Annotated in this window: 25 protein-coding genes and 2 tRNA genes; 10 read left to right on the forward strand and 17 right to left on the reverse strand. The window is 53.9% G+C overall.

What is annotated here, in order from left to right; all coding sequences use genetic code 11:
• Nucleotides 1-271 precede the first annotated feature (271 nt).
• Nucleotides 272-949: a transcriptional repressor LexA gene (gene lexA, locus AC13CY_RS10090; RefSeq protein ID WP_044628293.1), complete on the forward strand. Its 678-nt coding sequence runs from the start codon at nucleotides 272-274 to the stop codon at nucleotides 947-949.
• A 21-nt stretch (nucleotides 950-970) separates the two neighbouring features.
• Here the strand turns inward: lexA and AC13CY_RS10095 are convergent, their stop codons facing one another.
• Complete coding sequence (locus tag AC13CY_RS10095) at nucleotides 971-1,642, reverse strand: energy-coupling factor ABC transporter permease (protein WP_172514543.1); 672 nt, start codon at nucleotides 1,640-1,642, stop codon at nucleotides 971-973.
• 18 nt (nucleotides 1,643-1,660) lie between these two features.
• The gene (gene purU, locus AC13CY_RS10100) at nucleotides 1,661-2,515 is read right to left on the reverse strand and encodes a formyltetrahydrofolate deformylase (RefSeq protein WP_044628295.1); all 855 of its coding nucleotides are present in this window, start codon (nucleotides 2,513-2,515) and stop codon (nucleotides 1,661-1,663) included.
• A 274-nt stretch (nucleotides 2,516-2,789) separates the two neighbouring features.
• On the opposite strand from purU, the gene AC13CY_RS10105 reads away from it, so the two are divergent.
• Complete coding sequence (locus AC13CY_RS10105) at nucleotides 2,790-4,391, forward strand: ribonuclease J (RefSeq protein ID WP_172514544.1); 1,602 nt, start codon at nucleotides 2,790-2,792, stop codon at nucleotides 4,389-4,391.
• 9 nt (nucleotides 4,392-4,400) lie between these two features.
• On the opposite strand, the gene moaE is transcribed toward AC13CY_RS10105, so the two are convergent.
• From moaE to AC13CY_RS10155, 10 genes are all read right to left on the reverse strand, one after another.
• A complete protein-coding gene (gene moaE / locus AC13CY_RS10110; RefSeq protein WP_074210515.1) occupies nucleotides 4,401-4,877 on the reverse strand; it encodes a molybdopterin synthase catalytic subunit MoaE in 477 nt (158 codons plus the stop codon).
• Between the two features lie 3 nt (nucleotides 4,878-4,880).
• Nucleotides 4,881-5,681 (reverse strand): cyclic pyranopterin monophosphate synthase MoaC, encoded by an 801-nt coding sequence (gene moaC / locus AC13CY_RS10115; RefSeq protein ID WP_062360390.1) that lies wholly within the window; start codon nucleotides 5,679-5,681, stop codon nucleotides 4,881-4,883.
• Between the two features lie 18 nt (nucleotides 5,682-5,699).
• Nucleotides 5,700-6,248: a molybdopterin-guanine dinucleotide biosynthesis protein B gene (mobB, locus tag AC13CY_RS10120; RefSeq protein WP_172514545.1), complete on the reverse strand. Its 549-nt coding sequence runs from the start codon at nucleotides 6,246-6,248 to the stop codon at nucleotides 5,700-5,702.
• A 22-nt stretch (nucleotides 6,249-6,270) separates the two neighbouring features.
• Nucleotides 6,271-7,500 (reverse strand): uracil-xanthine permease family protein, encoded by a 1,230-nt coding sequence (locus tag AC13CY_RS10125; protein WP_054640846.1) that lies wholly within the window; start codon nucleotides 7,498-7,500, stop codon nucleotides 6,271-6,273.
• Between the two features lie 88 nt (nucleotides 7,501-7,588).
• Complete coding sequence (gene upp / locus AC13CY_RS10130; protein ID WP_044628300.1) at nucleotides 7,589-8,218, reverse strand: uracil phosphoribosyltransferase; 630 nt, start codon at nucleotides 8,216-8,218, stop codon at nucleotides 7,589-7,591.
• A 97-nt stretch (nucleotides 8,219-8,315) separates the two neighbouring features.
• Entirely contained in the window at nucleotides 8,316-8,999 is a 684-nt protein-coding gene (gene ung, locus AC13CY_RS10135; RefSeq protein WP_044628301.1) for a uracil-DNA glycosylase, read from the reverse strand.
• Between the two features lies 1 nt (nucleotide 9,000).
• A complete protein-coding gene (gpt, locus tag AC13CY_RS10140; RefSeq protein WP_044628302.1) occupies nucleotides 9,001-9,480 on the reverse strand; it encodes a xanthine phosphoribosyltransferase in 480 nt (159 codons plus the stop codon).
• Between the two features lie 6 nt (nucleotides 9,481-9,486).
• Nucleotides 9,487-10,032 (reverse strand): adenine phosphoribosyltransferase, encoded by a 546-nt coding sequence (locus AC13CY_RS10145; RefSeq protein ID WP_044628303.1) that lies wholly within the window; start codon nucleotides 10,030-10,032, stop codon nucleotides 9,487-9,489.
• Nucleotides 10,033-10,066: 34 nt separating this feature from the next.
• Complete coding sequence (locus tag AC13CY_RS10150) at nucleotides 10,067-11,365, reverse strand: NCS2 family permease (RefSeq protein WP_054640844.1); 1,299 nt, start codon at nucleotides 11,363-11,365, stop codon at nucleotides 10,067-10,069.
• Nucleotides 11,366-11,562: 197 nt separating this feature from the next.
• A complete protein-coding gene (locus tag AC13CY_RS10155) occupies nucleotides 11,563-12,189 on the reverse strand; it encodes a riboflavin synthase (RefSeq protein WP_054640843.1) in 627 nt (208 codons plus the stop codon).
• 461 nt (nucleotides 12,190-12,650) lie between these two features.
• On the opposite strand from AC13CY_RS10155, the gene AC13CY_RS10160 reads away from it, so the two are divergent.
• The 4 genes from AC13CY_RS10160 (at nucleotide 12,651) to AC13CY_RS10175 (ending at nucleotide 15,800) form a co-directional block, all read left to right on the forward strand.
• A complete protein-coding gene (locus tag AC13CY_RS10160; protein WP_062360398.1) occupies nucleotides 12,651-13,694 on the forward strand; it encodes a methionine ABC transporter ATP-binding protein in 1,044 nt (347 codons plus the stop codon).
• Entirely contained in the window at nucleotides 13,675-14,328 is a 654-nt protein-coding gene (locus AC13CY_RS10165; RefSeq protein WP_044628308.1) for a methionine ABC transporter permease, read from the forward strand. Before AC13CY_RS10160 ends, AC13CY_RS10165 begins: the two co-directional genes overlap by 20 nt.
• 113 nt (nucleotides 14,329-14,441) lie before the next feature.
• On the forward strand, nucleotides 14,442-15,236 hold the full coding sequence (locus AC13CY_RS10170) for a MetQ/NlpA family ABC transporter substrate-binding protein (RefSeq protein WP_172514546.1): 795 nt from the start codon (nucleotides 14,442-14,444) through the stop codon (nucleotides 15,234-15,236).
• Between the two features lie 93 nt (nucleotides 15,237-15,329).
• The gene (locus tag AC13CY_RS10175; protein WP_054640840.1) at nucleotides 15,330-15,800 is read left to right on the forward strand and encodes a GAF domain-containing protein; all 471 of its coding nucleotides are present in this window, start codon (nucleotides 15,330-15,332) and stop codon (nucleotides 15,798-15,800) included.
• 53 nt (nucleotides 15,801-15,853) lie between these two features.
• Here AC13CY_RS10175 and AC13CY_RS10180 read toward each other — a convergent pair.
• Nucleotides 15,854-15,930: transfer RNA gene (locus AC13CY_RS10180), tRNA-Val, on the reverse strand.
• A gap of 22 nt (nucleotides 15,931-15,952) precedes the next feature.
• Nucleotides 15,953-16,029: transfer RNA gene (locus AC13CY_RS10185), tRNA-Val, on the reverse strand.
• A gap of 182 nt (nucleotides 16,030-16,211) precedes the next feature.
• Here AC13CY_RS10185 and AC13CY_RS10190 point away from each other — a divergent pair.
• A complete protein-coding gene (locus tag AC13CY_RS10190) occupies nucleotides 16,212-17,282 on the forward strand; it encodes an endonuclease/exonuclease/phosphatase family protein (RefSeq protein ID WP_054640839.1) in 1,071 nt (356 codons plus the stop codon).
• A 37-nt stretch (nucleotides 17,283-17,319) separates the two neighbouring features.
• On the opposite strand, the gene AC13CY_RS10195 is transcribed toward AC13CY_RS10190, so the two are convergent.
• The gene (locus AC13CY_RS10195) at nucleotides 17,320-18,696 is read right to left on the reverse strand and encodes a class II fumarate hydratase (protein ID WP_172514547.1); all 1,377 of its coding nucleotides are present in this window, start codon (nucleotides 18,694-18,696) and stop codon (nucleotides 17,320-17,322) included.
• Between the two features lie 303 nt (nucleotides 18,697-18,999).
• Between AC13CY_RS10195 and AC13CY_RS10200 the strand changes: the two genes are divergently transcribed.
• Entirely contained in the window at nucleotides 19,000-19,374 is a 375-nt protein-coding gene (locus AC13CY_RS10200) for a phasin family protein (protein ID WP_089674507.1), read from the forward strand.
• Between the two features lie 80 nt (nucleotides 19,375-19,454).
• On the opposite strand, the gene hda is transcribed toward AC13CY_RS10200, so the two are convergent.
• Nucleotides 19,455-20,159, reverse strand: a complete 705-nt coding sequence (gene hda, locus AC13CY_RS10205; protein WP_044628313.1) for a DnaA regulatory inactivator Hda — start codon at nucleotides 20,157-20,159, stop codon at nucleotides 19,455-19,457.
• Entirely contained in the window at nucleotides 20,156-21,268 is a 1,113-nt protein-coding gene (locus tag AC13CY_RS10210; protein WP_044628314.1) for an AI-2E family transporter, read from the reverse strand. Before AC13CY_RS10210 ends, hda begins: the two co-directional genes overlap by 4 nt.
• Before the next feature lie 199 nt (nucleotides 21,269-21,467).
• Here AC13CY_RS10210 and purM point away from each other — a divergent pair, with 199 nt between their 5' ends.
• Together purM and purN are read left to right on the forward strand one after the other, a co-directional pair.
• Nucleotides 21,468-22,547, forward strand: coding sequence for a phosphoribosylformylglycinamidine cyclo-ligase (gene purM, locus AC13CY_RS10215; RefSeq protein ID WP_172514548.1), 1,080 nt, complete (start codon nucleotides 21,468-21,470; stop codon nucleotides 22,545-22,547).
• A complete protein-coding gene (gene purN / locus AC13CY_RS10220) occupies nucleotides 22,544-23,287 on the forward strand; it encodes a phosphoribosylglycinamide formyltransferase (RefSeq protein WP_172514549.1) in 744 nt (247 codons plus the stop codon). Before purM ends, purN begins: the two co-directional genes overlap by 4 nt.
• The last annotated feature ends 10 nt before the right edge of the window (nucleotides 23,288-23,297 follow it).

The raw sequence follows: 23,297 nt of genomic DNA on the forward strand, positions 1-23,297 counted from the left end.
GTGGCTGGTGGGGGTGCGGCAACTGGCGCGGAACTTTATGTTAGGCATGGCACTGTCTGGGTGAATGGCGATAATGGCTATATTGCCATGCAGGTCAGTGGGTTAGAAGTGCTTCCGGGGGCCGGTCTCACGGATTCAGGTGGACACTTAACGACTGTCTCGGTTGGGTGTAACTCGTCATGTACTGGACAGAGCAACATACTGTATACTTAAACACATACTGATTAAGCCGACATGTAGCTACTGTCTTTTCACTGTTTTGGAGTTTGGTATGTCGCGTCCACTCACAGCACGTCAGCAGCACGTATTTGATTTTATCGTTAAGACCATGGGTGAGCTTGGCTACCCCCCTACCCGCGCCGAAATTGCCAAAGCGCTGGGATTCCGCTCGCCTAACGCAGCAGAAGAGCATTTGCGTGCGCTCGAGCGCAAAGGCGCTATTCGTATAATTCGCAATACATCACGAGGCATCCGCTTACCTAACCAGGAGCCGCAGGAGCTTACTGAAACGCCAGCGGCTGCAGCACCTGCTACTAATGAGCCGCTGCCCAATGGGCTTCCTGTGATTGGTGAGGTCGCCGCTGGCAGCCCTATCCTTGCGGCTGAACATATTGACCGTTACTGCCCGCTGCCCGCTGAGTACTTCACGCCTAAAGCAGATTACCTGCTACGGGTGCGCGGCCTATCCATGAAAGATGTAGGCATTCTTGAAGGCGACCTTCTGGCCGTGCATCGCACTGACCGCGTTCGCGATGGGCAAATTGTCGTGGCACGATTAGAAGACGAAGTAACAGTCAAGCGTTTTAAACGCCAAGGGCATCAAGTAACACTGATTGCCGAGAACGCAGATTTCGCACCAATTGAGATCGACCTACGCACTCAGCAGCTTGATATTGAAGGCGTGGGTGTTGGTGTTATTCGCGGTGGTAATGGGCAAGCGCTTGGCTAGTTGCCCAACCTGTAAGGCAGGCTACTGCAAGTCGATATAGCGGTGGTCATTAAAGGTGGCCACCCAGCTTGGGTGGTACACTAGTAAAATACTCAGCAGCATACCGGTTATAAATGCCTCTGACGGCATCAGTAACGGTAAAAAGCGGGCATACTCTTGGGCGAGATAGACGGCCTCGGGATCAGTGCCCGCTACGATAATCAGCGCAACAGTAGATAGCCCTCCCCCTAAGGTCGCCAAGGCCGTTCCAAAAAAGCCACAAGCAAATAAAAACACCATCAAATTATCAGGCAACCGACGGTCAACGATTCGCCATACAAAACCGGTCACGGTCGCAGGCACAATACCTGTCACCAGCACATTTGCCCCCATTAGCGACCAATCGTTTCTGCCAATAGCCACCATGGCGACATTAATCATCACATTGCTGATCAACGCCAGCGGCATTTTAAAGACTAGCGTCATCAGCACCGTAAACACCAAGTGAAGCGTTAACCAGTCCACCGCTTGCGCACGCAATTGCCACATCAACATGATGGCCAACGTAGCTGCCATCCAGCGGTGCTGAAGCGCTGTATCCTCAAGTAGTGGCCGCCAGGGGCGCAGGCATAAGCACCAGACGATGACACCCAACGATAAAAGCCACGTCATCACGAGTGCCCACGGTGCCAATACGCTTTGTGCAAACGACATAGCGCCCCCTTCTGCCGATTAGCTAAAAACGACCGTTTTGTTGCCGTGAATTAGCACGCGATCTTCTAGGTGCCAACGCAGCCCCCGCGCCAATACCGCTTTTTCCACATCGCGACCAAAACGTACCAAATCAGTAGGCGTGTGACAGTGGCTGACCCGGTGAATGTCCTGCTCAATTATGGGGCCTGCATCCAGCTCTTCTGTCACATAGTGGCAAGTTGCCCCAATCAGTTTCACGCCCCGCTCATAGGCTTGATGATACGGCTTGGCACCCGCAAAGGAAGGCAAGAAGCTGTGATGAATGTTAATCACGCGTCCTGCATACCGTTCGCAAAGCGAAGGCGGCAGAATTTGCATATAGCGTGCCAGCACTATGCAGTCAGCGCGGGCAGCATCAATCTGCTCCTGCACCTGTTCAAAAGCCGTTTGTTTATTAGCCGGGTCAACTGGTACATGATGATAAGGGATGCCATACCATTCAGTCAGCGAGCGCATATCATCGTGATTAGAGATAACGCCGACAATATCGCAATCCAACTCACCTGCCTGCCAGCGGTAGAGAAGGTCCACCAAACAGTGGGATTCCCGAGACACCATCAACACCACACGGCGGCGCTTTTGGGTATCCACCAGCGACCACTGCATATCAAATTCAGCCGCCACCGGCTCAAACGACGTGCGCAGTGCTTCCGCCGACATACCCAGAGAATCCGCCAGAATCTCGTAACGCATAAAAAAGCGGCCAGTCTCTAAGTCAGAGTGCTGGCTGGCTTCGGTAATTGAGCCACCTTGTTGAGCAATGAAACTTGAGACACGCGCCACGATGCCCACTTGATCTGGGCAGGAAACAACTAAACGATAGTAATGAGACATAACAAACACTCTTAACGTATTTAACGGCACGCTCGCCAAGCACCTGCCTACCAGCAGGTAAACCACATTAGCGGCGGTAGTGTACCGTAAGCACGATGAGGAAGCACCGTGGTCAGGTGCCGCGATGATTGTTACCCGCCCCCCGCTTCCCGTATAGTTAAGGAATTACTTTCTAGGCTTTTCATAACTGATGCATCCATCCCGCGTTCAACTTCGTCCCCGTCGTCGCCCGCCCCTGCGCCTACTCCCGCTAGGTGGATGTGGTGAAATTGGAATGAATCTTACGCTGTATGGATACGACGACCAGTGGATCGCCGTAGATTGCGGCATGATGATTCGCCAAGACCTGCCCAACTCGCCGCTGCAAGTACCTAATACCGATACCCTAGAGGCACTGAAGATCACACCTAAGGCGCTGTTTATCACCCATGGTCATGAAGATCATATTGGTGCGGTGGCGTGGCTATGGCCCAAATGGGGTTGCCCTATCTTTGCCACTCCTCTCGCGGCAGGGCTATTGCGTTACAAATTCGCCGAACACCACCTCAGCAGCGCCTCCATTGAAGTGATCGAACCAGGCGATGCGGTGGAGAGCGGGCCATTTACACTACGCTACTTGAGTGTTACCCACTCCATCCCCGAAAGCTGCTCCATCATGATGCAGGCGGGTGATTACCGCATACTGCACACCGGCGACTGGAAACTCGACCCCAACCCACTGATTGGCGCCCCCGTGAACGCTGCCCAGTTTAGAGCACTGGCGCCGGTGGATCTTCTGGTAGGTGACTCGACCAATGCGCCAATGCCAGGGCAGTCGGGCAGCGAGGGGGATGTTGCCAAGGCGCTTTCCACCACATTGAAAGCGTGTAAAGGCCGCGTGGTAGTATCCTGTTTTGCTAGCAACCTAGCGCGCGTACTGGCCATTGGCTTAGCGGCCCAAGCGTGTGGCCGTCGCGTTAGTTTGATGGGCCGCTCAATGGAGCGCATGGTCAGTGTTGCTAGAGGCCTTGGTTATCTGGATAACTTCCCCCCCCTGGTGCCACCCCATGATTTGGGCTATCTACCACCGGAGGAGGTCGTGATTATTGCCACCGGTAGCCAAGGCGAGCCTCGCGCTGCCTTGCAGCGTTTAGCGCAGCGTCGACACCCCTTTGTGGACTTGGAACCCGGCGGTAGCGTGATTTTTTCCGCCAAAACAATTCCAGGCAATGAGCGCCCTATCGAGCAGCTTAAAAAACGTTTACTGCAACTCGGTGTCACGCTGTTCGACGAAATGAACCACCCCGAGCTTCATGCAACCGGCCACCCCGCTCAGGAAGAGCTGAAAAAGCTCTACCAGTGGGTGAGGCCCAAAATGCTACTGCCGGTACATGGTGAAGCGCGCCATCAGGAGGCGCACCAAGCGCTTGCTGAGGAGCTAGGTATCAGAGCGCCGTTAGCACCGGTGAATGGCGATATGATTGTGCTTGACCACCAAGGGCTGCGCTGCGAAACGCGCTACCCACAGCCGCCTTGCATTGTTAACCAAAATAGCGTCGTGCCTCACCCAGGCCTTGAGAGCAGCCATCCCACTACCCGTCGTGGCAGTCTGTTTCTAGCGCTACCGGTAGCAGCAACAGAAACGGGATGGTGTCGTATTGGTCGTCTGATGCTTGACGCCAACGGCGCAAGCCCTATGGATGAAGATAGCTTCAGCGAGTGGCTGGATGAGCAGCTAGAAGAGATTGAGGCAGACACCTTGGCTGATTTGCGCCATGCGCTGCAGCCAAGGCTGGTGCACTGGCTGGCTAACCACTTGCAACATATGCCAGACGTGCACCTGCAGATCATGGCCGCTGAAATGCCGACCATCGAAGAGTTAAACGACGAGCCTTAAACACAGGTGTTACCAGCGTTCAGCATCCTGCTGATCGGTGTGGCGCTCTTTAACCCAGTACGCCCCCTGCTTGGAGTGCTCTTTCTTCCAAAACGGCGCCTGGGTTTTTAAATAATCCATAATGAAATCGCAGGCCTCAAACGCATCGCGGCGGTGCGCGCTTGCCACCAGCACTCTAACGATAGGGTCGCCCGGGGATAAGTCGCCCACCCGATGAATAACACGCACCGCCTGCAGCGCCCAGCGCTGCCAGGCTTGCTCAGCAATTTGCGTTAAGGTGCGCTCGGTCATTCCTGGATAGTGCTCAAGGGTTAACCCCGTTACGTCGGGCGTCTCGTTAAAATCTCGCACTAACCCAGTGAACGTCACAATCGCACCAATGTCGGTGCGCTGGCGCAGCGCGCTCTCATAGCCGTACGCCATTGAAAACGGAGCGGACTGCACTTCTACCGCGATGTCTGGCAATGTCGGCTCGCTAACAGACACGGCTTAGCCTCCCGTTACCGGTGGAAAAAAGGCCACTTCGTCATCATCAGTGATACGAGCGCTATCATTTGCCATCACTTGGTTAATGGCACATAGAGTGCGCTGATCAGCCAGCACGGAAAAGCGTGCATCCTGGGCACTAAGCGCAGCTTTTAGCCCGGCCACATCGCGACTTGGCAGCTTATCAAGCCCAATGGCCAGATCACTCTCACCGACCCGCTCACGCAGCTCTGCCAAAAACTTGACGCGCACACAGGGCGAGGCACAGCGCTCACCTAAGCTTACCTCTCCCACTGCGCCTTCACCGGTGACAATAGGCGTGACCATCTCACGCTCCCGCTGATAGTCACCACGCAATCCGCCTCGCTTGCTGTCGAGCTGCACAGCTTCAATGCGCATCTCTTTATCAACGGCTTTACACATATCGTAAAGCGTCAGGCAAGCAACCGAAACGGCCGTCAACGCTTCCATCTCGACGCCCGTGCGCCCGTTCAAGCGACACATGGCCGATACATTCACCCAGCCATTTGCATGGTCAATATCGAAATCCACCGCTACTTTGGAGAGCGCCAGCGAGTGGCAGAGCGGAATCAGTTCATGAGTTCGCTTCGCTGCTTGAATACCCGCAATACGCGCTGTTGCGAGTACATCCCCTTTGGGCAGCGCCCCATCGCTTAATAGCTGCAGAGTATTGGGCTGCATCACGATTCGCCCAGAGGCAACAGCCTCACGACGGGTCTCGCGCTTATCGCCGACATCAACCATATTCGCTTCGCCGTGCGCGTTCAGGTGGGTTAACTGCATGGTGTCACCTTTTCATCATCAAGCCAGAGTGCGGCGTTGTTGGTCGGCCCACTCACTTACCCAGCGAGCAATCTCTTCACAATTATTTAAATCCAAGCGGGCCACCGATGGCCTAAGAGCCACCGGCGGCTCAGCAGTAAGCGCAGCCGCCTGCACCCACTCATCGCATAAAATAGCCGGATCGCCTATTCCGTCTCGGTAAAGCACCAGCTTGGGAATAGGCCATGCTTTGAAGCCTTCCACAATCACCAGATCAGGGTGATGCGGCGCCATTAGGGTAAGCAAATAGGCTAAATTAGGCTCCTCCTGCCCTGGCGTCTCCTGCATCAGTGCAAAACGTTGGCGCGATGCAATCAGCATAGGAGTGGCCCCGGCGCTACGCAGCTTGTAGCTGTCTTTACCCGGCTGATCCACATCAAACTGGTGGTGGGCATGTTTAATCACCGCTACCGAAAGGTCCTTTTCGCGCAGTAGAGGTAACAGCTGCTCTAGCAGCGTGGTTTTACCGGTCCCACTCCAGGCTGCCACCCCTAATACGGGAAACGAGCATCGTAGGGCATCACTCATAAGTCACCATTCGCGCCACGGGTTACTCATCCTCTTTTTCTGCGGGCAATAACCAGTTTAACGCAATGCCTACCAAAGCGGCTAAGCTAACGCCCTGCAAAGTGAATTGCCCGCCACCAAACTGCATACCACCGATACCAAACACCAAAATAAGTGACACCACCACTAGGTTACGCGCCGCCGTAAGCGACTGACCTGCGCGCACCAGGGTATTCATCCCCACTACGGCAATAGAGCCGAATAGCAGCGTCATAATCCCACCCATGACCGGCCCAGGAATTGTCTGCAGCAGCGCCCCCAATTTGCCAACAAAGGCAAGGATGATGGCAATAACGGCAGCCACAATCATATATTTTGGATTGAATGCCTTGGTTAGCGTCACAGCACCGGTAACTTCTGAATAAGTCGTGTTAGGCGGCCCACCGAACAGGGCTGCTGCCGTCGTTGCCAAGCCATCGCCCAGTAACGTGCGGTGCAAGCCAGGTTTTTCAAGATAGTTTTTACGTGTCACCGAGCCAATCGCCACCATATCGCCAATATGCTCAACGGCGGGAGCGATGGCCACTGGAATCATAAACAGGATGGCCGCCCAGTGAAAACTCGGCGCGGTAAAGTTGGGAATAGAGAGCCAAGCCGCTTCACGCACCGGAGTAAAATCAACCACCCCCATAATCAGCGCCAACGCATACCCCGTTGCAATGCCGCCCATAATCGGCACTAAACGCAGCAGCCCACGGCCAAACACCGCGAGCAATAAGGTTACTAACAGACTGGCCATGGAGAGAAAAATAGCTTGCCCATAGCTAATATTATCGCTGGTTTCACCGGTTGCCATACTGACCGCGACTGGCGCTAGCGCTAAACCGATCACCATAATCACTGGGCCCACCACGACAGCAGGTAGCAAACGATGCAACCAGGCGGTGCCCTTCAAGCGCACCGCCTGGGAAATGGCAACATAGACAAGGCCCGCGGCCATCAGGCCGCCCAGCGTGGCAGAAACACCAAAACTGGCGATTGAGCCTTGAATAGGAGCAATAAATGCAAAGGAAGAAGCTAGAAACACCGGCACCGTTTGTTTGGTCACGCCATGAAACACCAACGTGCCAATCCCGGCGGTAAAGAGTGCCACGCTGGGGTCTAGCCCGGTTAATAGCGGAACCAACACAAGCGCACCAAAGGCCACGAACAGCATTTGCGCGCCGGTAAGCAGCATTTTAGGCCACGACTCTTGACCAGCACTGTTTGTCATCACACCACTCCTGGGGGTCGGTTATTAGTAACGGAGGCAAAAAAATGCCCCCAACGCGAAGCGTAAGGGGCCTTTTGAGGCGGAGCGCTTAACGCGTTCCGAAAATCTTATCGCCGGCATCTCCCAAGCCGGGGACGATGTAGCCATTCTCATCGAGTCGGTCATCCACCGACGCCGTGTAAATCTCTACATCAGGATAAGCATCTTGCACCCGTTTAATCCCTTCAGGGGCAGCAACTAAGACAATCACTTTCATATGTTCACAGCCACGCTCACGCAGCATATCCAACGTGGCCACCATCGAACCACCAGTCGCCAGCATCGGATCAATCACAATCGCCATGCGCTCTTCGATGTCGTTGGCGAATTTAGCGAAGTAAGGTACCGGTTGAAGCGTCTCTTCATCCCGGTAAAGGCCAACAACGCTTACCCGTGCGCTAGGGATTAAATCCGTTACGCCCTCCAACATGCCTAGCCCGGCACGCAGGATCGGCACGATAGTGACTTTCTTACCTTTCAAACGACGGGTCGCAATGGGCTCGCCGTTCCAGCCCTGAATCTCATGGTCTTCCAGCTCCAGACCTTTGGTTGCTTCATAGGTCAAAAGCTTAGCCACTTCACCTGCCAGTTCACGAAAGCTCTTAGTGCTCAAATCAGCTTCGCGCATCAATCCCAGCTTATGTTGAACAAGCGGATGGTTAATGGCGTAGACACTCATGGGGCTTCCTCACTGCAGGGGATTCAGGATAGCGACCTAGGTCGCATCGACATGCTTACAAAATTGCGCGCCATTCTACCCGCAACTGACCATCAGGTTAAGGGGTTTCGGGCAATTGCCACTCAATTGGCGTCCGCCCTTGCTCCTGCAAGAATTGATTCGCCCGCGAAAAGTGGTGATTACCAAAGAAACCACGGTGCGCCGACAGGGGCGACGGGTGTGGTGACTCAAGTACCAAATGGCGAGAGGTATCGATGAGCGCTTTTTTCTGGCGAGCATGGCTACCCCACAGCAAAAAAACGCAGGACTCTGCATGCTGACTCACGGTTTCAATCGCTCGGTCAGTAAAATGCTCCCAACCTTTTCCCCGATGCGACGCGGCGTTGCCCTGTTCAACGGTAAGCGCTGTGTTCAGCAGCAGCACCCCCTGCTTCGCCCACGACTCTAAAAAGCCATGACGCACTGGGGTAAAACCGACATCGCTTGCCAACTCTTTGTAGATATTGACCAGCGACGGCGGCACTTGCACGCCCGGCTGTACCGAAAAACAGAGCCCATGGGCCTGATTAGGCCCGTGGTAAGGATCCTGCCCTAGAATTACCACTTTCACCGAGGAGAGCGGCGTTAATTCAAAGGCGCGAAACCAGTTTGAGGAGTGAGGGTAGATCACTTTCTTAGCCGCTTTCTCTGCGGCCAAAAATGCTTTCAGGGCGGACATATAGTCAGCCTGAAAATCCTGCCCCAGCCACTGGCTCCAGTCTTCGGGTAGCGGGTTAGCCATATTACTTCTTCATTTGGTCAGCGAGAGGCTCTACGTAGGCAATGCCCATATCCCAAGGGAACTGAATCCAGCACTGCTGAGCCACTTCGGTCAGGTATTGATCCACCAAAGGGCGACCCTCTGGCTTAGCGTAAATCGTGACAAAGTGCGCTTTTGGGAGCATTTCGCGTACGGCGCGTGCCGTTTTTCCCGTATCGACGAGGTCATCAACCAGCAGCCAGCCGTCACCGTCGTGATCCACCCCTTTCATAATATCCAGACCACCTTGATCCATATGGTCGTAACTTTTGATGCACACGGTATCAATCAAACGGATATTCAGTTCGCGAGCAATCAGCGCCGCCGGAATCAAGCCACCGCGAGTAATCGCAACAATGCCCTTAAAATCACGTTCGATTAAAAGATGGCAAAGTTGGCGCACGTCGCGGTGAATTTGGTCCCAAGAGACGGTGAAATGTTGATGGTAGCGTTCGCTGCTCATGGGGAGTTACTCGTCTTCGTTAAAGGAACAGACCGCGAATACGCTATAGCCCGCATCGCGAATTTTCTGAGAACCACCCAGCTCAGGTAGATCAATGATAGTGGCTGTTTCCACCACCTGCCCACCGCAGCGCTGAATCAAATTCGCGGCTGCCAGCATCGTGCCACCAGTGGCAATCAAGTCGTCCATTAACAGGATCCGGTCGCCTTCCTGGAACGCATCAGCATGCAGCTCTACTTCTGAATGGCCATACTCCAGCGTGTAGGTTTCGCTGATGGTTTTAAACGGAAGCTTGCCTTTTTTGCGCACCGGCACAAAGCTGCAGCCCAACTCATACGCCAGCGGCGCACCGATAATAAAGCCACGGGCGTCAATGGCCGCGATGGCATCCAAGTTCATCTCCTGGTAGCGGTGCACGAAGCTATCGATCAGCTTGCGAAAGGCAGCGCTGTTTTGCAGCAGCGGAGTGATGTCACGGAAGTTCACTCCTTGCTCTGGCCAGTCAGGAACCGTGCGAATAACGGACTTAATATAATCGCCGTAGATGCTCATCGCGTCTCTCATTGATTAGTCAAAATGCGGGCAGTTAGCCCAGGAACAGGAACTTTGCTGCAAACAGCAGCGCCAGCACGACCACTGCCGGATTCAGGTCGCTGAATCGACCTGACAGGGTCTTGATGGCAACGTAGCTGATAAAGCCCAGGGCAATACCCTCGGCAATCGAGAAGGTCAGCGGCATGGCCAGCGCAGCGATCAGCACCGGCGCGGCGTCTGTGGGGTCTTCCCAGTTGGCATGTGCAAGACTACCCGCCATCAGTACCGCTACATACAGTAGCGCACCCGCCGTTGCATAAGCCGGAATAGAACCTGCCAGCGGCGCGAAAAATAGGCTGATCAAGAACAGTACGCCCACCACAACGGCCGTTAAGCCAGTACGCCCACCAGATACAATACCTGCGGTTGATTCGATATAGCTGGTCGTGGTGGAGGTACCCAGCGCGGCGCCCGCCATCGAAGCGGTACTATCTGCCATCATGGCACGACCAATACGCGGTAGCTTGCCGTCTTCATCCAATAGTTTGCCACGGTGAGCAACACCTACCAGCGTACCGGACGTATCAAACAGATCGACAAACAAAAAAGCGAAGATAACGCTGAGCATGGCTACATCTAGCGCGCCCACCAGATCCATCGCCATGAACGTCGGTGCAATCGAAGGAGGCATCGACATAATGCCACCGTACTGATTGTGACCCAGCACCATGGCCAGCACGGTGACACCAATAATGCCGATCATAACGGCGCCAGTAACACGCAGGTAAGCCAATGCGGTAATCACGAAGAAGCCCAGCAGCGCGTAAAGCGGCGCAGGCTCTGATAGGTCACCAAGGGCAACAAAGGTTGCCGGGTTTGCCACGACAATACCGGCATTCTTCAGTGCAATCATTGCCAGGAAAAGGCCGATACCCGCCGCGATGCCCAAACGTAAAGAGAGCGGAATAGAATTAATGATCCATTCGCGAATTTTAAAAATACTCAGCAGGAAAAAGGTCAAACCAGAGAAGAAGACGGCCCCTAACGCCGCTTCCCAGGTGTAGCCCATACCCAGCACCACGCCGTAGGTAAAGAAGGCATTCAACCCCATACCCGGCGCTTGAGCGATCGGATAATTGGCCCATAGGCCCATCACGAAACAGCCAATCGCCGCGGCCAAACAGGTGGCTACGAACACAGCGCCGTAATCCATTCCCGCTTCCGAGAGAATGCTTGGGTTAACGAAGATGATATACGCCATGGTAAGAAACGTTGTAATCCCAGCGATCACTTCCGTTTTTACATTGGTCTTCTGCTCTGTGAGCTTGAAGTAGTTGTCCAGTGATTTCATTTAGTTTTTATCCTTCGCGCTTACGCTGAATGCGTCCCTTGATGCGAGAAAAGCCGCACATACTACCGAAAGGCACCACGCGATGCGAGCACCTCAAGTGCGGCTAGCTAAGTTGAGGAGAAGCCTCATACCTAATTTATTAGCAAACTTCAGGCCATGAGCTAACCGATTGGTCAACAAAGAGCCAAGATTTTCCACTATTGGCGGCTCGCCAGAACCCGCTCCACCGTCTCAACAATCACTTGAGTCTGCGGGTCAATTTCAATATTGACCCAGTCATTCATCAAACGGCTACCTAACATCGTGCGTGACAATGTTTCAGGGATGAGATTAACACTGAACTCCACCCCTACCCCATCGGCAGATGGGCGTACATCGCCAACGGTGAGGCTGATACCGTCGACACCAATATAGCCTTTTTCAAACACAAACTTGGCCGCTTTATCAGGCAACGCAAACCAGAGCCGACGGTTATTAGGAGCTTCTTCAATAGCTACTACCTTCGCCATACAAATAATGTGGCCTGACATGGAGTGCCCGCCAATTTCATCCCCAAAACGAGCTGCGCGCTCTATATTGACGCATTGGCCTGGCGTAATTGCACCAAGATTGGTCAATCTCAGCGTTTCGCGCATCAGGTCAAAGCTAACGCGCTCACCATCTATCGCCGTTACCGTCAGGCAAACGCCGTTATGTGCCACTGATGCACCAATCTCTAACCCGCTACGCATACTCTCTGGCAGAGCAACCACATGGGTGCGGAACTCCTCTAGTTCATGCACCTCAACGACCTCAGCGATACCTTGAACAATGCCAGTAAACATTGGCCCTTCCTTTCAATCTCAGGTTAGTAGGATGGCGTAGACCATAAAAACTCGCGCAAGCTTACTACTAATGACCCAACCTTGTGCAGCCAGTGGTTAGCAGACGCCTATTGATCATGGCTTTTTTGCTGTTAGCAAGCAGTTCAATCACCTCGAAACAGCAACAAAAACCAAAAACTATCAACTAAAAAGAAAATAAACCTGTATATGAACTTAAAAACATGAAATAGAACGGATTTAATTGACAACCCATTCGCCACTCTTTAGACTTTCGCCGCAAATGTAATGACGCCGATTTGTACCCAGATTGCGGGCGTCCACCTGGCCTTTGGCGGGGTGAAGTGCAGCTAAAAGGGTGTGTCCAGCATTGATGGCCACCCGCAAGGGTGGCCTTTTTTTGTTCCCCGCCCTACGCTTGCCCCCTCGCACTCCGTCTTCGGCCTACCATTAAGGCAGACGCTATGATTGAACTTAGCAACGTTAGTAAAACCTATGGCAGCGGCGACAGCGCCGTCCATGCTCTTCAGAATGTTAATTTAACGATTCCCAAAGGCACGATACACGGCGTGATTGGTCTGTCCGGTGCGGGCAAATCGACGCTCATTCGCTGCGTCAATCTGCTAGAACGCCCCACTAGTGGTAGCGTTTTGGTGGATGGTCAAGAAATGACCGGTCTACGCCGTCGTGAGCTCAACCATGCTCGCCATCGTATTGGTATGATTTTTCAGCACTTTAACCTGCTCACCACGCGGACCGTGTTTGATAATGTCGCCCTTCCCCTGGAGCTGATGGGCGAAAAGCGCAGCGCTATCAAAAATCGTGTTTTACCGCTATTGGAGATGGTGGGCTTAGCCGATAAAGCGAAGCAGTACCCTGCCCAGCTTTCCGGCGGCCAAAAACAGCGCGTGGCCATTGCCCGCGCCCTGGCCAGCAAGCCCAACGTGCTGCTATGCGACGAAGCGACTTCAGCCCTCGACCCGCAAACGACCAGTTCAATCCTTGAACTCCTCAGGGATATCAACCATCAGCTGGGGATTACCATTCTGCTGATTACCCACGAAATGGAAGTGGTGAAATCGATTTGCCATCGGGTAAGCCTGATCTCTGACGGCAAGCTGGTAGAAGACGCGGAAGTCGGCGACTTCTTTACTGCGCCAGCCACCCAGCTTGGCCGCGACTTTTTGAACGACTTTCTACAGCTCAGTCCTCCTAAAGAGCTTTTGGAACGCCTGGAAGAGAGCCCCAGCGAACATACACATCCGGTGGTGCGGCTGACTTTCTCAGGCGATGCCGTCTCCACGCCGCTCATTTCTCGCTTGGCGCGTGAGTGCAGCGTCGATGTCAGCATTTTGCAGGCCAAAGTCGAGTCCATTCAGGACCGCACTCTTGGCCTAATGATTGCCGAATTACTGGGCAGCCATGAGCAAACCCAGCAAGCCATGTCCTATTTAGCAGCGCATCAACTACAGGTGGAGGTACTCGGCCATGTCCAGCGCAATGTTTGATCTTATTTTACAGGCCACGCTGGATACCCTTTATATGGTGGCAGTGTCCGGCGTCATCGCCACACTGCTTGGCCTGCCACTGGGCGTAATGCTTTATGTCACCCGCCCGCGACAAATTCTGGCGATGCCGGTGCTTAACCAAGTGTTGGGTATCATTACCAATATTGGCCGCTCAATTCCCTTCATCATTTTGATGGTGGCCATCATCCCCTTCACCCGCATGCTGGTAGGTACGTCTATCGGCATCAACGCCGCCTCCGTACCGCTGACCATTGCAGCAATTCCGTTTGTGGCTCGCCTCATTGAAGGCGCGCTCAACGAGATTTCTCCAGGGTTAATTGAATCGGCACAATCCATGGGTGCGACGCCTTGGCAAATTATTACCAAGGTGCTGATTCCCGAAGCTCGCGGCGGCATTATTACTGGCCTCACCATTACGCTCGTCACCCTGGTGAGCTACTCAGCCATGGCAGGCGCAGTAGGCGGCGGCGGCCTTGGCGACCTTGGCATTCGCTATGGCTACAACCGCTTCAACCCAACCATTATGCTAATCACTGTGGTGATTCTAGTGGTGCTGGTACAAGGATTCCAAAGCCTAGGCGACTATTTAGTGCGCAAAAGCGACCGTAAATAGTCATAGCCAGCGCCTTTCATCGACACAGCTAAATATAACAAAAACGCATTAGACTTGCGTTTCTTATTCCCCCATCATTGTACCACGATGCATAACGACACTGGAGTAACGCCATGCAAAAAGTCATTATCGGCAGCCTGACCGCGCTTGCACTTGCCATCAACGTTGCCAATGCGGAAACCCGTACCATTAAAATGGGCACCGTAGCTGGTCCTGAAACCGAAGTGATGGAAGTCGCCGCTCGCATTGCCAAAGAAGAGTACGACCTGAACGTCGAAATCATCGAGTTCACTGACTACGTGACGCCGAACGCCGCACTGGCCGATGGCAGCCTAGATGCCAACGCCTACCAGCACGAACCCTACATGCAGGCGATGGTCAATGACCGTGGCTACGACTTTGCCATTGCAGGCTACACCTTCGTGTATCCCATCGGTGCCTACTCAGAAAAGTATGACAGCATTGATGAACTGCCGGACGGCGCGCAAATCGCACTGCCCAACGACCCCTCTAACGAAGGTCGTGCGCTGATTCTGATGCACAATGAAGGCCTGATCACCCTAAACGATCCGACCTTCCTGGAAGCGACGCCGATTGATATCGCCGAAAACCCGCGTAACTTCCGCTTCCGTGAAATCGAAGCAGCCCAGCTTCCCCGCGTGCTTCCCGACGTGGATATGGCCTTCATTAATAACACCTTTGCTCAGCCGGCCGGCTTAAGCCTTGACGACGCGCTGATCAAAGAAGGCCCAGAGTCTCCCTACGTGAACCTGATTGCCGTGCGCGGTGGCGATGAAGAGCGTGAAGAGATTCGCCAACTGGTAGACGCCTACCAGCGTGACGAAGTCATTGAAAAAGCCGAAGAGCTGTTCAAAGGCGCAGCGGTACCGGGCTGGATTGAAGAGTAATCTTCCCCACCGCTCGTTCAAGCACGCTCTTAAGCTAGTACTATCAGGCCAGCCGAGAGGCTGGCCTGATGCGTTTTCACCAAAGGAGAGGGTATGTCGACCACCGATTACACGCTGTTAAACCGCCAGTTAGAGGCTCTACTGGATACCCGCGACTGGCTAACCAATAGCGCTCAAACCTGCGCCTTCATTCAGCAAACGCTAGAAGCGCTGAACTGGGTTGGCTTTTATTTGCAGCGCGAACCGCAGCTACTGTGCCTTGGGCCATTCCAGGGCAAACCCGCCTGCCACCCCATCCCTTTTAGCAAAGGCGTTTGTGGGGCTGCGGCCCGTGAACAGGCAACGCAACGGGTCGATGACGTTCACGCGGTGGCTGACCACATCGCTTGCGACGCCGATTCACGTTCCGAGCTGGTCGTCCCCATCGTACACGACGGTTTCGTATGGGGCGTTCTGGATATCGACAGCCCCCAGCACGCGCGCTTTAGCCAAGAAGACCAGGCTGGCATCGAGGCGCTGGTGGCCACTTTCGTGCGGCAAACAGACCTTCCCCGCTTCGTTTGATGGCGCATTAAACAACAAAAAGCCCCACTCAATGAGCGGGGCTTTTTAGAATCTGGTAGGACCAGGCGGATTTGAACCGCCGACCTCCACGATGTCAACGTGGCGCTCTAACCAACTGAGCTATGGTCCTAGAAAAGTGTGCACACATGAAATGGTAGGACCAGGCGGATTTGAACCGCCGACCTCCACGATGTCAACGTGGCGCTCTAACCAACTGAGCTATGGTCCTGCTGTGCAACGGATGCGTATTCTACGGCTTCATAGCTGAATTGCAAGTAGTTTTTATTCTTCACACCCTTACCAACGAGTACCTTATCGCTGTTTCTATGAATAATGTCGGCACTTATCAAACCTAAGGACTAAGCTGGACATAGATTAATACTGATCGCCCGTGAAATAAGGAGGTAGGTTTTGCTAGGGCCTTTGCTAGGATGCATCGCCGTTTTACTGCTACTTTCCACGTTAATTGCTCGCATAAGATTGCGCTGGTGGTGGATACGCAGTTTTGAGTTTCCACGCCTGCAGATTGCCTTACTCGCTGGGGTATGTGCGCTAGCAAGCTGGATGCTGCTGGAGCCAGGTAAATGGCGAATGGCATCGACAGGCTTATCGCTGCTTACCCTGCTGATACAGCTGCGTTACATCATCCCTTGGACGCGTCTCTGGCCCGTTCAAGTGAAATCGACCCATGAGGCGCCAAGCAATCAAAAAATCACCCTGCTGATCGCCAATGTGCTTACTCCGAATCGCCAGGCGGATAAACTGCTCAGTATGATTGAGCAATACCAGCCCGATATTGTGCTAACGCTGGAGTCAGACCAGTGGTGGCAGGATCAACTAGATCAAGCGTTAGAGGATAAGTGGCCTAATAGCGTCAAAATTCCGCTCGATAATCTTTACGGCATGCATATGTACTCGCGACTAACCCTCAGCGAGACCGAGGTAAAGTGGCTGATTCAGGATGACATCCCCTCTATCCATACCTATGTCACGCTGGAAAGCGGCGACCGAATCCGCCTATATGCTCTTCACCCGCGTCCGCCAGCACCCAGTGAAAGCGAGAAGTCGCTCTGGCGCGATGCTGAACTACTGTTAGTTGGTAAGGAAATTCATCGCCACCCTTCTGCCACTCTGGTCGCTGGCGATCTAAACGATGTTGCTTGGTCGCGCACTACCCGACGCTTCTGCCGCATCAGCGGCATGCTTGACCCTCGTCGTGGCCGGGGCATGTTCAGCACGTTTCACGCTAACTACCCGGTCCTGCGCTGGCCGTTAGATCACGTCTTTGTCAGTGAGCACTTTACGCTGGACAGCATGCAGCGCTTGGATGCTTTTGGGTCTGACCATTTCCCTATTTTGGCCACACTCTGCTATCGCCCTACTCGCCAGAACGAGCATGAAACACCAGAAGCCAGTCAAGAAGAGCGCCAGGAAGCCAGCGAAACCATTGAAAAGGGCAAAGCGGAGACGCAGCAAACTTAACCGTTTTGCCCAATCGCTAGGCGTAGGATGGAATAGGTTACTCGGGCAGACCGCCTTGCGTTAATACAGTGGGATCAAGCAGGCGCTCTAGGGTGGCGCGGTCCAGGTCCGTTTCCTCTTCCGCGACATCGATAATCGGCCGTCCTGCTTGATATGCCTTTTTAGCAATCGCGGCGGCCGCGTTGTAGCCAATCACACTGTTCAGCGCGGTCACCAAAATCGGGTTACGCGCCAGCGGCACCTGCAGGTTATCTTCACGCACTTTGAAAGTTGCGATAGCACGCTCAGCCAACAGCTTGGCGGTATTACTCATCAGAGTAATTGACGTGAGCAGATTAAACGCCACCAGCGGCAGCATAACGTTAAGCTGGAAATTGCCGCTCTGCCCCGCCACTGTGATCGCCGTATCTAACCCCATCACCTGCGCCGCCGCCTGTGCTGCCGACTCGGGAATCACCGGGTTGACTTTGCCCGGCATAATAGAGCTACCCGGCTGCAGCGCTTCAAGCTCAATTTCACCCAGCCCGGCCAGCGGCCCCGAGTTCATCCAACGTAGGTCGTTGGCGATCTTCATCACCACGCAGGCGAAGCCTTTCAGCTGGCCGGATAATTCCACCGCAGCGTCTTGCGAAGCCAAGCTGGCAAAAAAGCTATCGTTAGGAACAAAAGAGAGGCCCGTTTGTTGGCTCAGTTCTTTCGCCATTAAGTCAGCAAAGCCCTCCGGCGCGTTAATCCCCGTACCCACTGCAGTTCCACCCTGGGCAAGGCGGCATAACCGCACCATCGCACTGTCAAACCGCTCAATGGCTTGCCCCACCTGACTAGACCACGCCCCTAACTCTTGATCCATCCGCAAAGGCATAGCGTCCATCAAATGGGTACGCCCGGTTTTAACGACATGGCTGAGTTCGTCAGCACGGCGATCAATGGTCGCTTGTAGCGCGACTAATGCAGGCTTCAGTGACTCATTCACGGCGATAGCGGCGGAGAGGTGGATCGCCGTCGGGATCACATCGTTACTGGATTGGCCCATATTAACGTGATCGTTAGGCGCCACCTCGACTCCTTCACGGCTAGCCAACGTCGCCAGCACCTCATTCACGTTCATATTGGTGGAGGTGCCCGAGCCAGTCTGGAAAACGTCAATGGGGAAATGGTCGTCATGCTGGCCATCAATCACCGCTTGTGCGGCTTTTTCGATAGCCTGCGCGCGCTCGGCATCTAATAGTCCTAGCTGGTGATTGCTACGAGCAGCCGCTAGCTTAATGCGTGCCACGGCATGCACAAATGCCACCGGCATGGGCGTTCCTGAGACGGGAAAATTATTAATGGCACGCTGGGTTTGGGCACCGTAAAGCGCCTTTGCCGGTACCTCAAGCTCTCCCATGCTATCTCGTTCAATACGCGTATCCATTCCACACTCCTGTTAAGTCATCAGCGGCATTTGAACTAACACCACTTCATTGATAACGATTCTCTCTACGCTTCAGCCTAGCCACCCCGCACGGTTTGGTAAACCACCAAGCTGGCTGGGCGCGTTTTCAAGGTTTATTTTGCCCAAATTGTTGCGCTGCACAAAACCGCTTGCTATGCTGCAATGCAAGATAACCCAGATCAGTAACGGTGCATTCCTTAGCTCGCCGTCGCTGATAAACGAATCGTCTTGGGTTTAGCTTAGCAGCCCACAGACCTTAGCAATGGCACAGGAGTGTTGATTATGCGTACCTTTAACACCAATGAAATGACTCAGCAGTTCGATAACCTGTTTATGGCTCCGGCACGTGCCTACATGAGCCTCAGCATCGACTATTCTGAAAAACTGCTAAACGCTCAGCTAGACGCTAACAAAGCCTATGTTGATACTGGCATTGCACAAATGCGCCAGCTGATGAGCGTTAAAGACGCTGAGGGCCTGCGCAGCTACATGGAAAGCCAGCAGAAAGTAGCCAAAGAGTTGGCTGAGCGCGTCAAAGGTGATGCAGACAAAGTGGTATCACTGCAGCAGGACTTCTTGCAGAAGAGCCAAAAGCTGACGGAAGATAACGTTAAGCAGGCACAAGCTACTGCCAGCAAAATGAGCAAAACTGCCTAATGTTGAACTGATCGCGAAAGCGATTCAGCAACTTAAAAGCGGCTAGATGACGCCCTTGCCAGCTCTCTGGCAGGGGCGTTTTACCAATTAAGCGCGGATTTCACGAAAGGAATGGTGAGTTTACGTTTCGCAGAGAGTGACGCTTGATCCAACGTTTCCAGCGCTCGACACAGCTCCCCTAACTCCCTTGGGCCACGATGCATAATGTAGCGCCCAACGTCATCCGGTAGTTGCATCCCGCGGACATTCGCACGCAGCTTTAAGGCGGCCAAGCGATCACTATCATCCATAGGATGTAGGTGAAACGTTACCCCCCAGGCAAGACGCGATGCCAAATCCGGTAGGGCTACTTCCAAGTGGCGTGGAGGCTTATTGGCGGCAATCAGTAATGCTTTGCCCGCATCCCGTAAGCGATTGAAGGCGTGAAATAGCGCTTCCTCCCAGCGCTTACGGCCTATCACATACTCAAGGTCATCAATCGCGACTAAATCAAGACGCTCAATATCCTCTAGCATCAGCGGGGGGAAATGACCTAAATCAGCCAGAGGTAAATAGAGCGCTCGTTTGTCTTGATCAGAGGCCGCATGGCAGGCCGCTTGCAAAAGATGGCTACGGCCACTGCCCGGCGCGCCCCATAGATAAAGAAACGGCTCTGAGCCAGGCATTAGCTGATGGCTTAAGTGGTCTACCAACGAAGCATTGGCACTGGATGCGTAGTAATTATTAAACGTAGCATCGTCACGCAGCCCTACCCCAAGCGGTAGCTGTGCCGGTACTCGGCTCATGATGACTCCCTTTTGTCGTCGCGACCCAGCTCATCATGCTGTGTTTGCTGTTCTAATGGTTCTGACCGTGCATCATACAGCGCACTATTTTTATAACGATCTTTTACTTCTCGCAGCAGCACCATAATCACCGCCGCCGCCGGAAGCGCTAACAACACCCCAGTTAAACCAAAGAGATGCCCACCCGCCAGTACGGCAAAAATAACTGCTACCGGATGCAGACCAATCTTATCGCCTAATAGCTTCGGCTGCAGCACCACGCTTTCAGCCACTTGCCCCAGACCAAACACGGCAATGACGCCTAATAGCGCCCACCACGTATCAAACTGAAACAGTGCCACCACCAGAGCAATTACTAGCCCGACGATAAAACCTAAAAATGGCACGATGCTCACTAGCCCAGAGAGCACACCAATCAGCAGGCCAAAGTTAAGCCCCAACAGGGTTAAACCCACTGCGTAGATAATACCCAAGCAAAGCATGACCAGCAGTTGACCGCGTAAAAACGAGGCTAATACCTCATCACAGCGACGTGCCAAGCGAAACGTATCGTCCACCCACTGGCGGGGTACTAGATTCGCCATATTGTTAAGCATGCGCTCCCAATCCAGCAGCAAATAAAACGTCACCACAGGAATCAGCGCTACATAGGTGACCCAAGAGACAAACGCCATGCCCGAGCGGCCAATCTGGCCTAACGCCTGGGCAACGTAACTACCCGCATCACGCCAGTTTTCAACCAGCGTTTCACGTACATTGCTCAGCTCGGAGGCGAGGTCATAGCCCGTCCACTCTTGCACCTGTGGAGCCAATACGCCTTCAATCCAGTTAAGCACGCCCGGGAGCGCTTCGCCCAGTTGCTTAATCTGTTGTACCACCAGCGGAATAAGAATAAGTAAGCTCAGCGCCAGAACAATCATCAGGACTAAAAACACGCTGCTGACTGCCCAAACACGCTTCATTCCCAGGCGTTGGAAATAATTGGTCAATGGGTCGGCCAAGTACGCCAATATCAACCCAGCAATAAAGGGCATCAGTACTGCATCGAGAAAGTAAACCGTGCCAACCAGCGCGACAAGTAGCGCAATTCCCCACCTTGAGTTTCTCATTCCACGCTCCTTCCTGGATATACGGTCAGCAGTAATGCTTGAATAGTAACAAAAGTTGCCCGCAGCGCACCTGATAACGCGTCACATCGATGCGACTTACGTCGCTGAGTGATACAATCGCACCCCGTTATTGCTCCGGCACTGGCTACTTGCCAGCACAATCGCATTGCAGCTTTGCATAGGCTTCACAGGACCTGTCATGACCGAGACCTCTCCCTCCCAGGCTACTCCCTCTCTCAGCTACAAAGACGCAGGCGTCGATATTGATGCCGGCAACGCCCTTGTTGATCGTATCAAGCACGTTGCCAAGCGCACATCACGCCCTGAAGTGATGGGTGGCCTTGGCGGTTTTGGCGCGCTGTGCGAGCTGCCCGCGGGTTATAAACAGCCGGTACTCGTCTCCGGCACAGACGGGGTGGGCACTAAACTGCGTCTGGCAATGGATCTTGGCAAGCATGACACTATCGGCATCGACCTGGTAGCCATGTGTGTGAATGACTTGATCGTGGCGGGTGCCGAGCCGCTACTTTTCCTGGACTACTATGCCACGGGCAAACTAGATGTGGATATTGCTGCCGACGTAGTGACCGGTATTGGCGCTGGCTGCGAGCTAGCAGGCTGTGCACTGGTAGGTGGTGAAACCGCAGAAATGCCCGGCATGTACGAAGGCAGCGACTACGACCTGGCCGGCTTCTGCGTTGGCGTCGTAGAAAAGTCAGAGATTCTCGACGGCAGCAAGGTGGCCGAAGGCGATGTGCTGCTCGGTCTGGCCTCCTCTGGCCCCCACTCCAATGGCTACTCGCTGATTCGTAAAATTCTTGAAGTCAGCAATGCTTCCCTGGAAGAAACCGTTGACGGCAAGCCACTAGGCGATGCCTTGATGGCCCCTACGCGCATCTATGTAAAATCACTGCTCTCCATGATGCGCGGCACCGACATTCCCGTACATGCCCTTTCGCACATTACTGGCGGCGGCCTGCTGGAAAATATCCCCCGCGTTCTACCAAACACCCTGGCAGCACACATTGACCTCACCAGCTGGCAGCGCCCTGAAGTGTTCAACTGGCTGCAGGCCAAAGGCAACGTCAACGAAACCGAAATGCACCGCGTACTGAACTGCGGTATTGGTATGGTCATCGTGGTGCCCGCAGATCAGGCAGCGAACGCTAAAGCGCACCTTGAGGCCCAGGGCGAGACCGTTTATCAAATCGGTCAGATTATTCATCGCCAGGACGAGGCGGTCGTACTCGACCACGCCCAAGCGAGCCACAACGCATGAGCAGCACCGACTACAGCAGCGACACCCTAAACGGCATGACGCCTGATCCTGTGGGCGCACGCCGCGTGGTGGTACTGATCTCTGGCAGCGGCAGTAATCTACAGGCGCTCATTGATGCTCAGCAGCATGACCGCTTGGGCGGTGAGATCGTTGCAGTGATCTCCAACGAGCCCGATGCCTATGGCTTGAAACGTGCCCATGAAGCTGGCATCGAAGCGGTAGTACTTCCCCATCGTGAATATGATAGCCGCGATGCTTACGATGGCGCGCTGATCAAGGTAATAGAACGCCACGAGCCAGACGTTATCGTTCTAGCGGGCTTTATGCGCATTCTAACACCGCGTTTTGTACAGCGTTTCTTGGGGCGGATGCTTAATATTCACCCCTCACTGCTGCCGGCTTACCAGGGCTTGAACACCCATGCACGCGCATTAGCTGATGGCGCCTCGCACCACGGCTGCAGCGTACACTTTGTCACTGAAGAGCTCGATGGCGGTCCCGTTGTGCTGCAAGCGGAGCTGCAGGTTAACCCAGATGACACGGTGGAGACGCTAAAGGAGAAAGTCCACGCGCGCGAGCACCTGATCTTCTCGATTGCGGTGCAGTGGTTCCTGGAAGGACGCCTGCAGTACAACGCAGAGGGTGCCACCATGGACGGCCACCCGCTTCCGCCGTACGGCATGCGCCTCTCCCATGCGGATGCCGCTGAAGAGCTGGATGAAGAGATCGACGACGCCTAATTTCTCAGAA

It is taken from the genome of Vreelandella sp. L-15 (assembly GCF_056857635.1).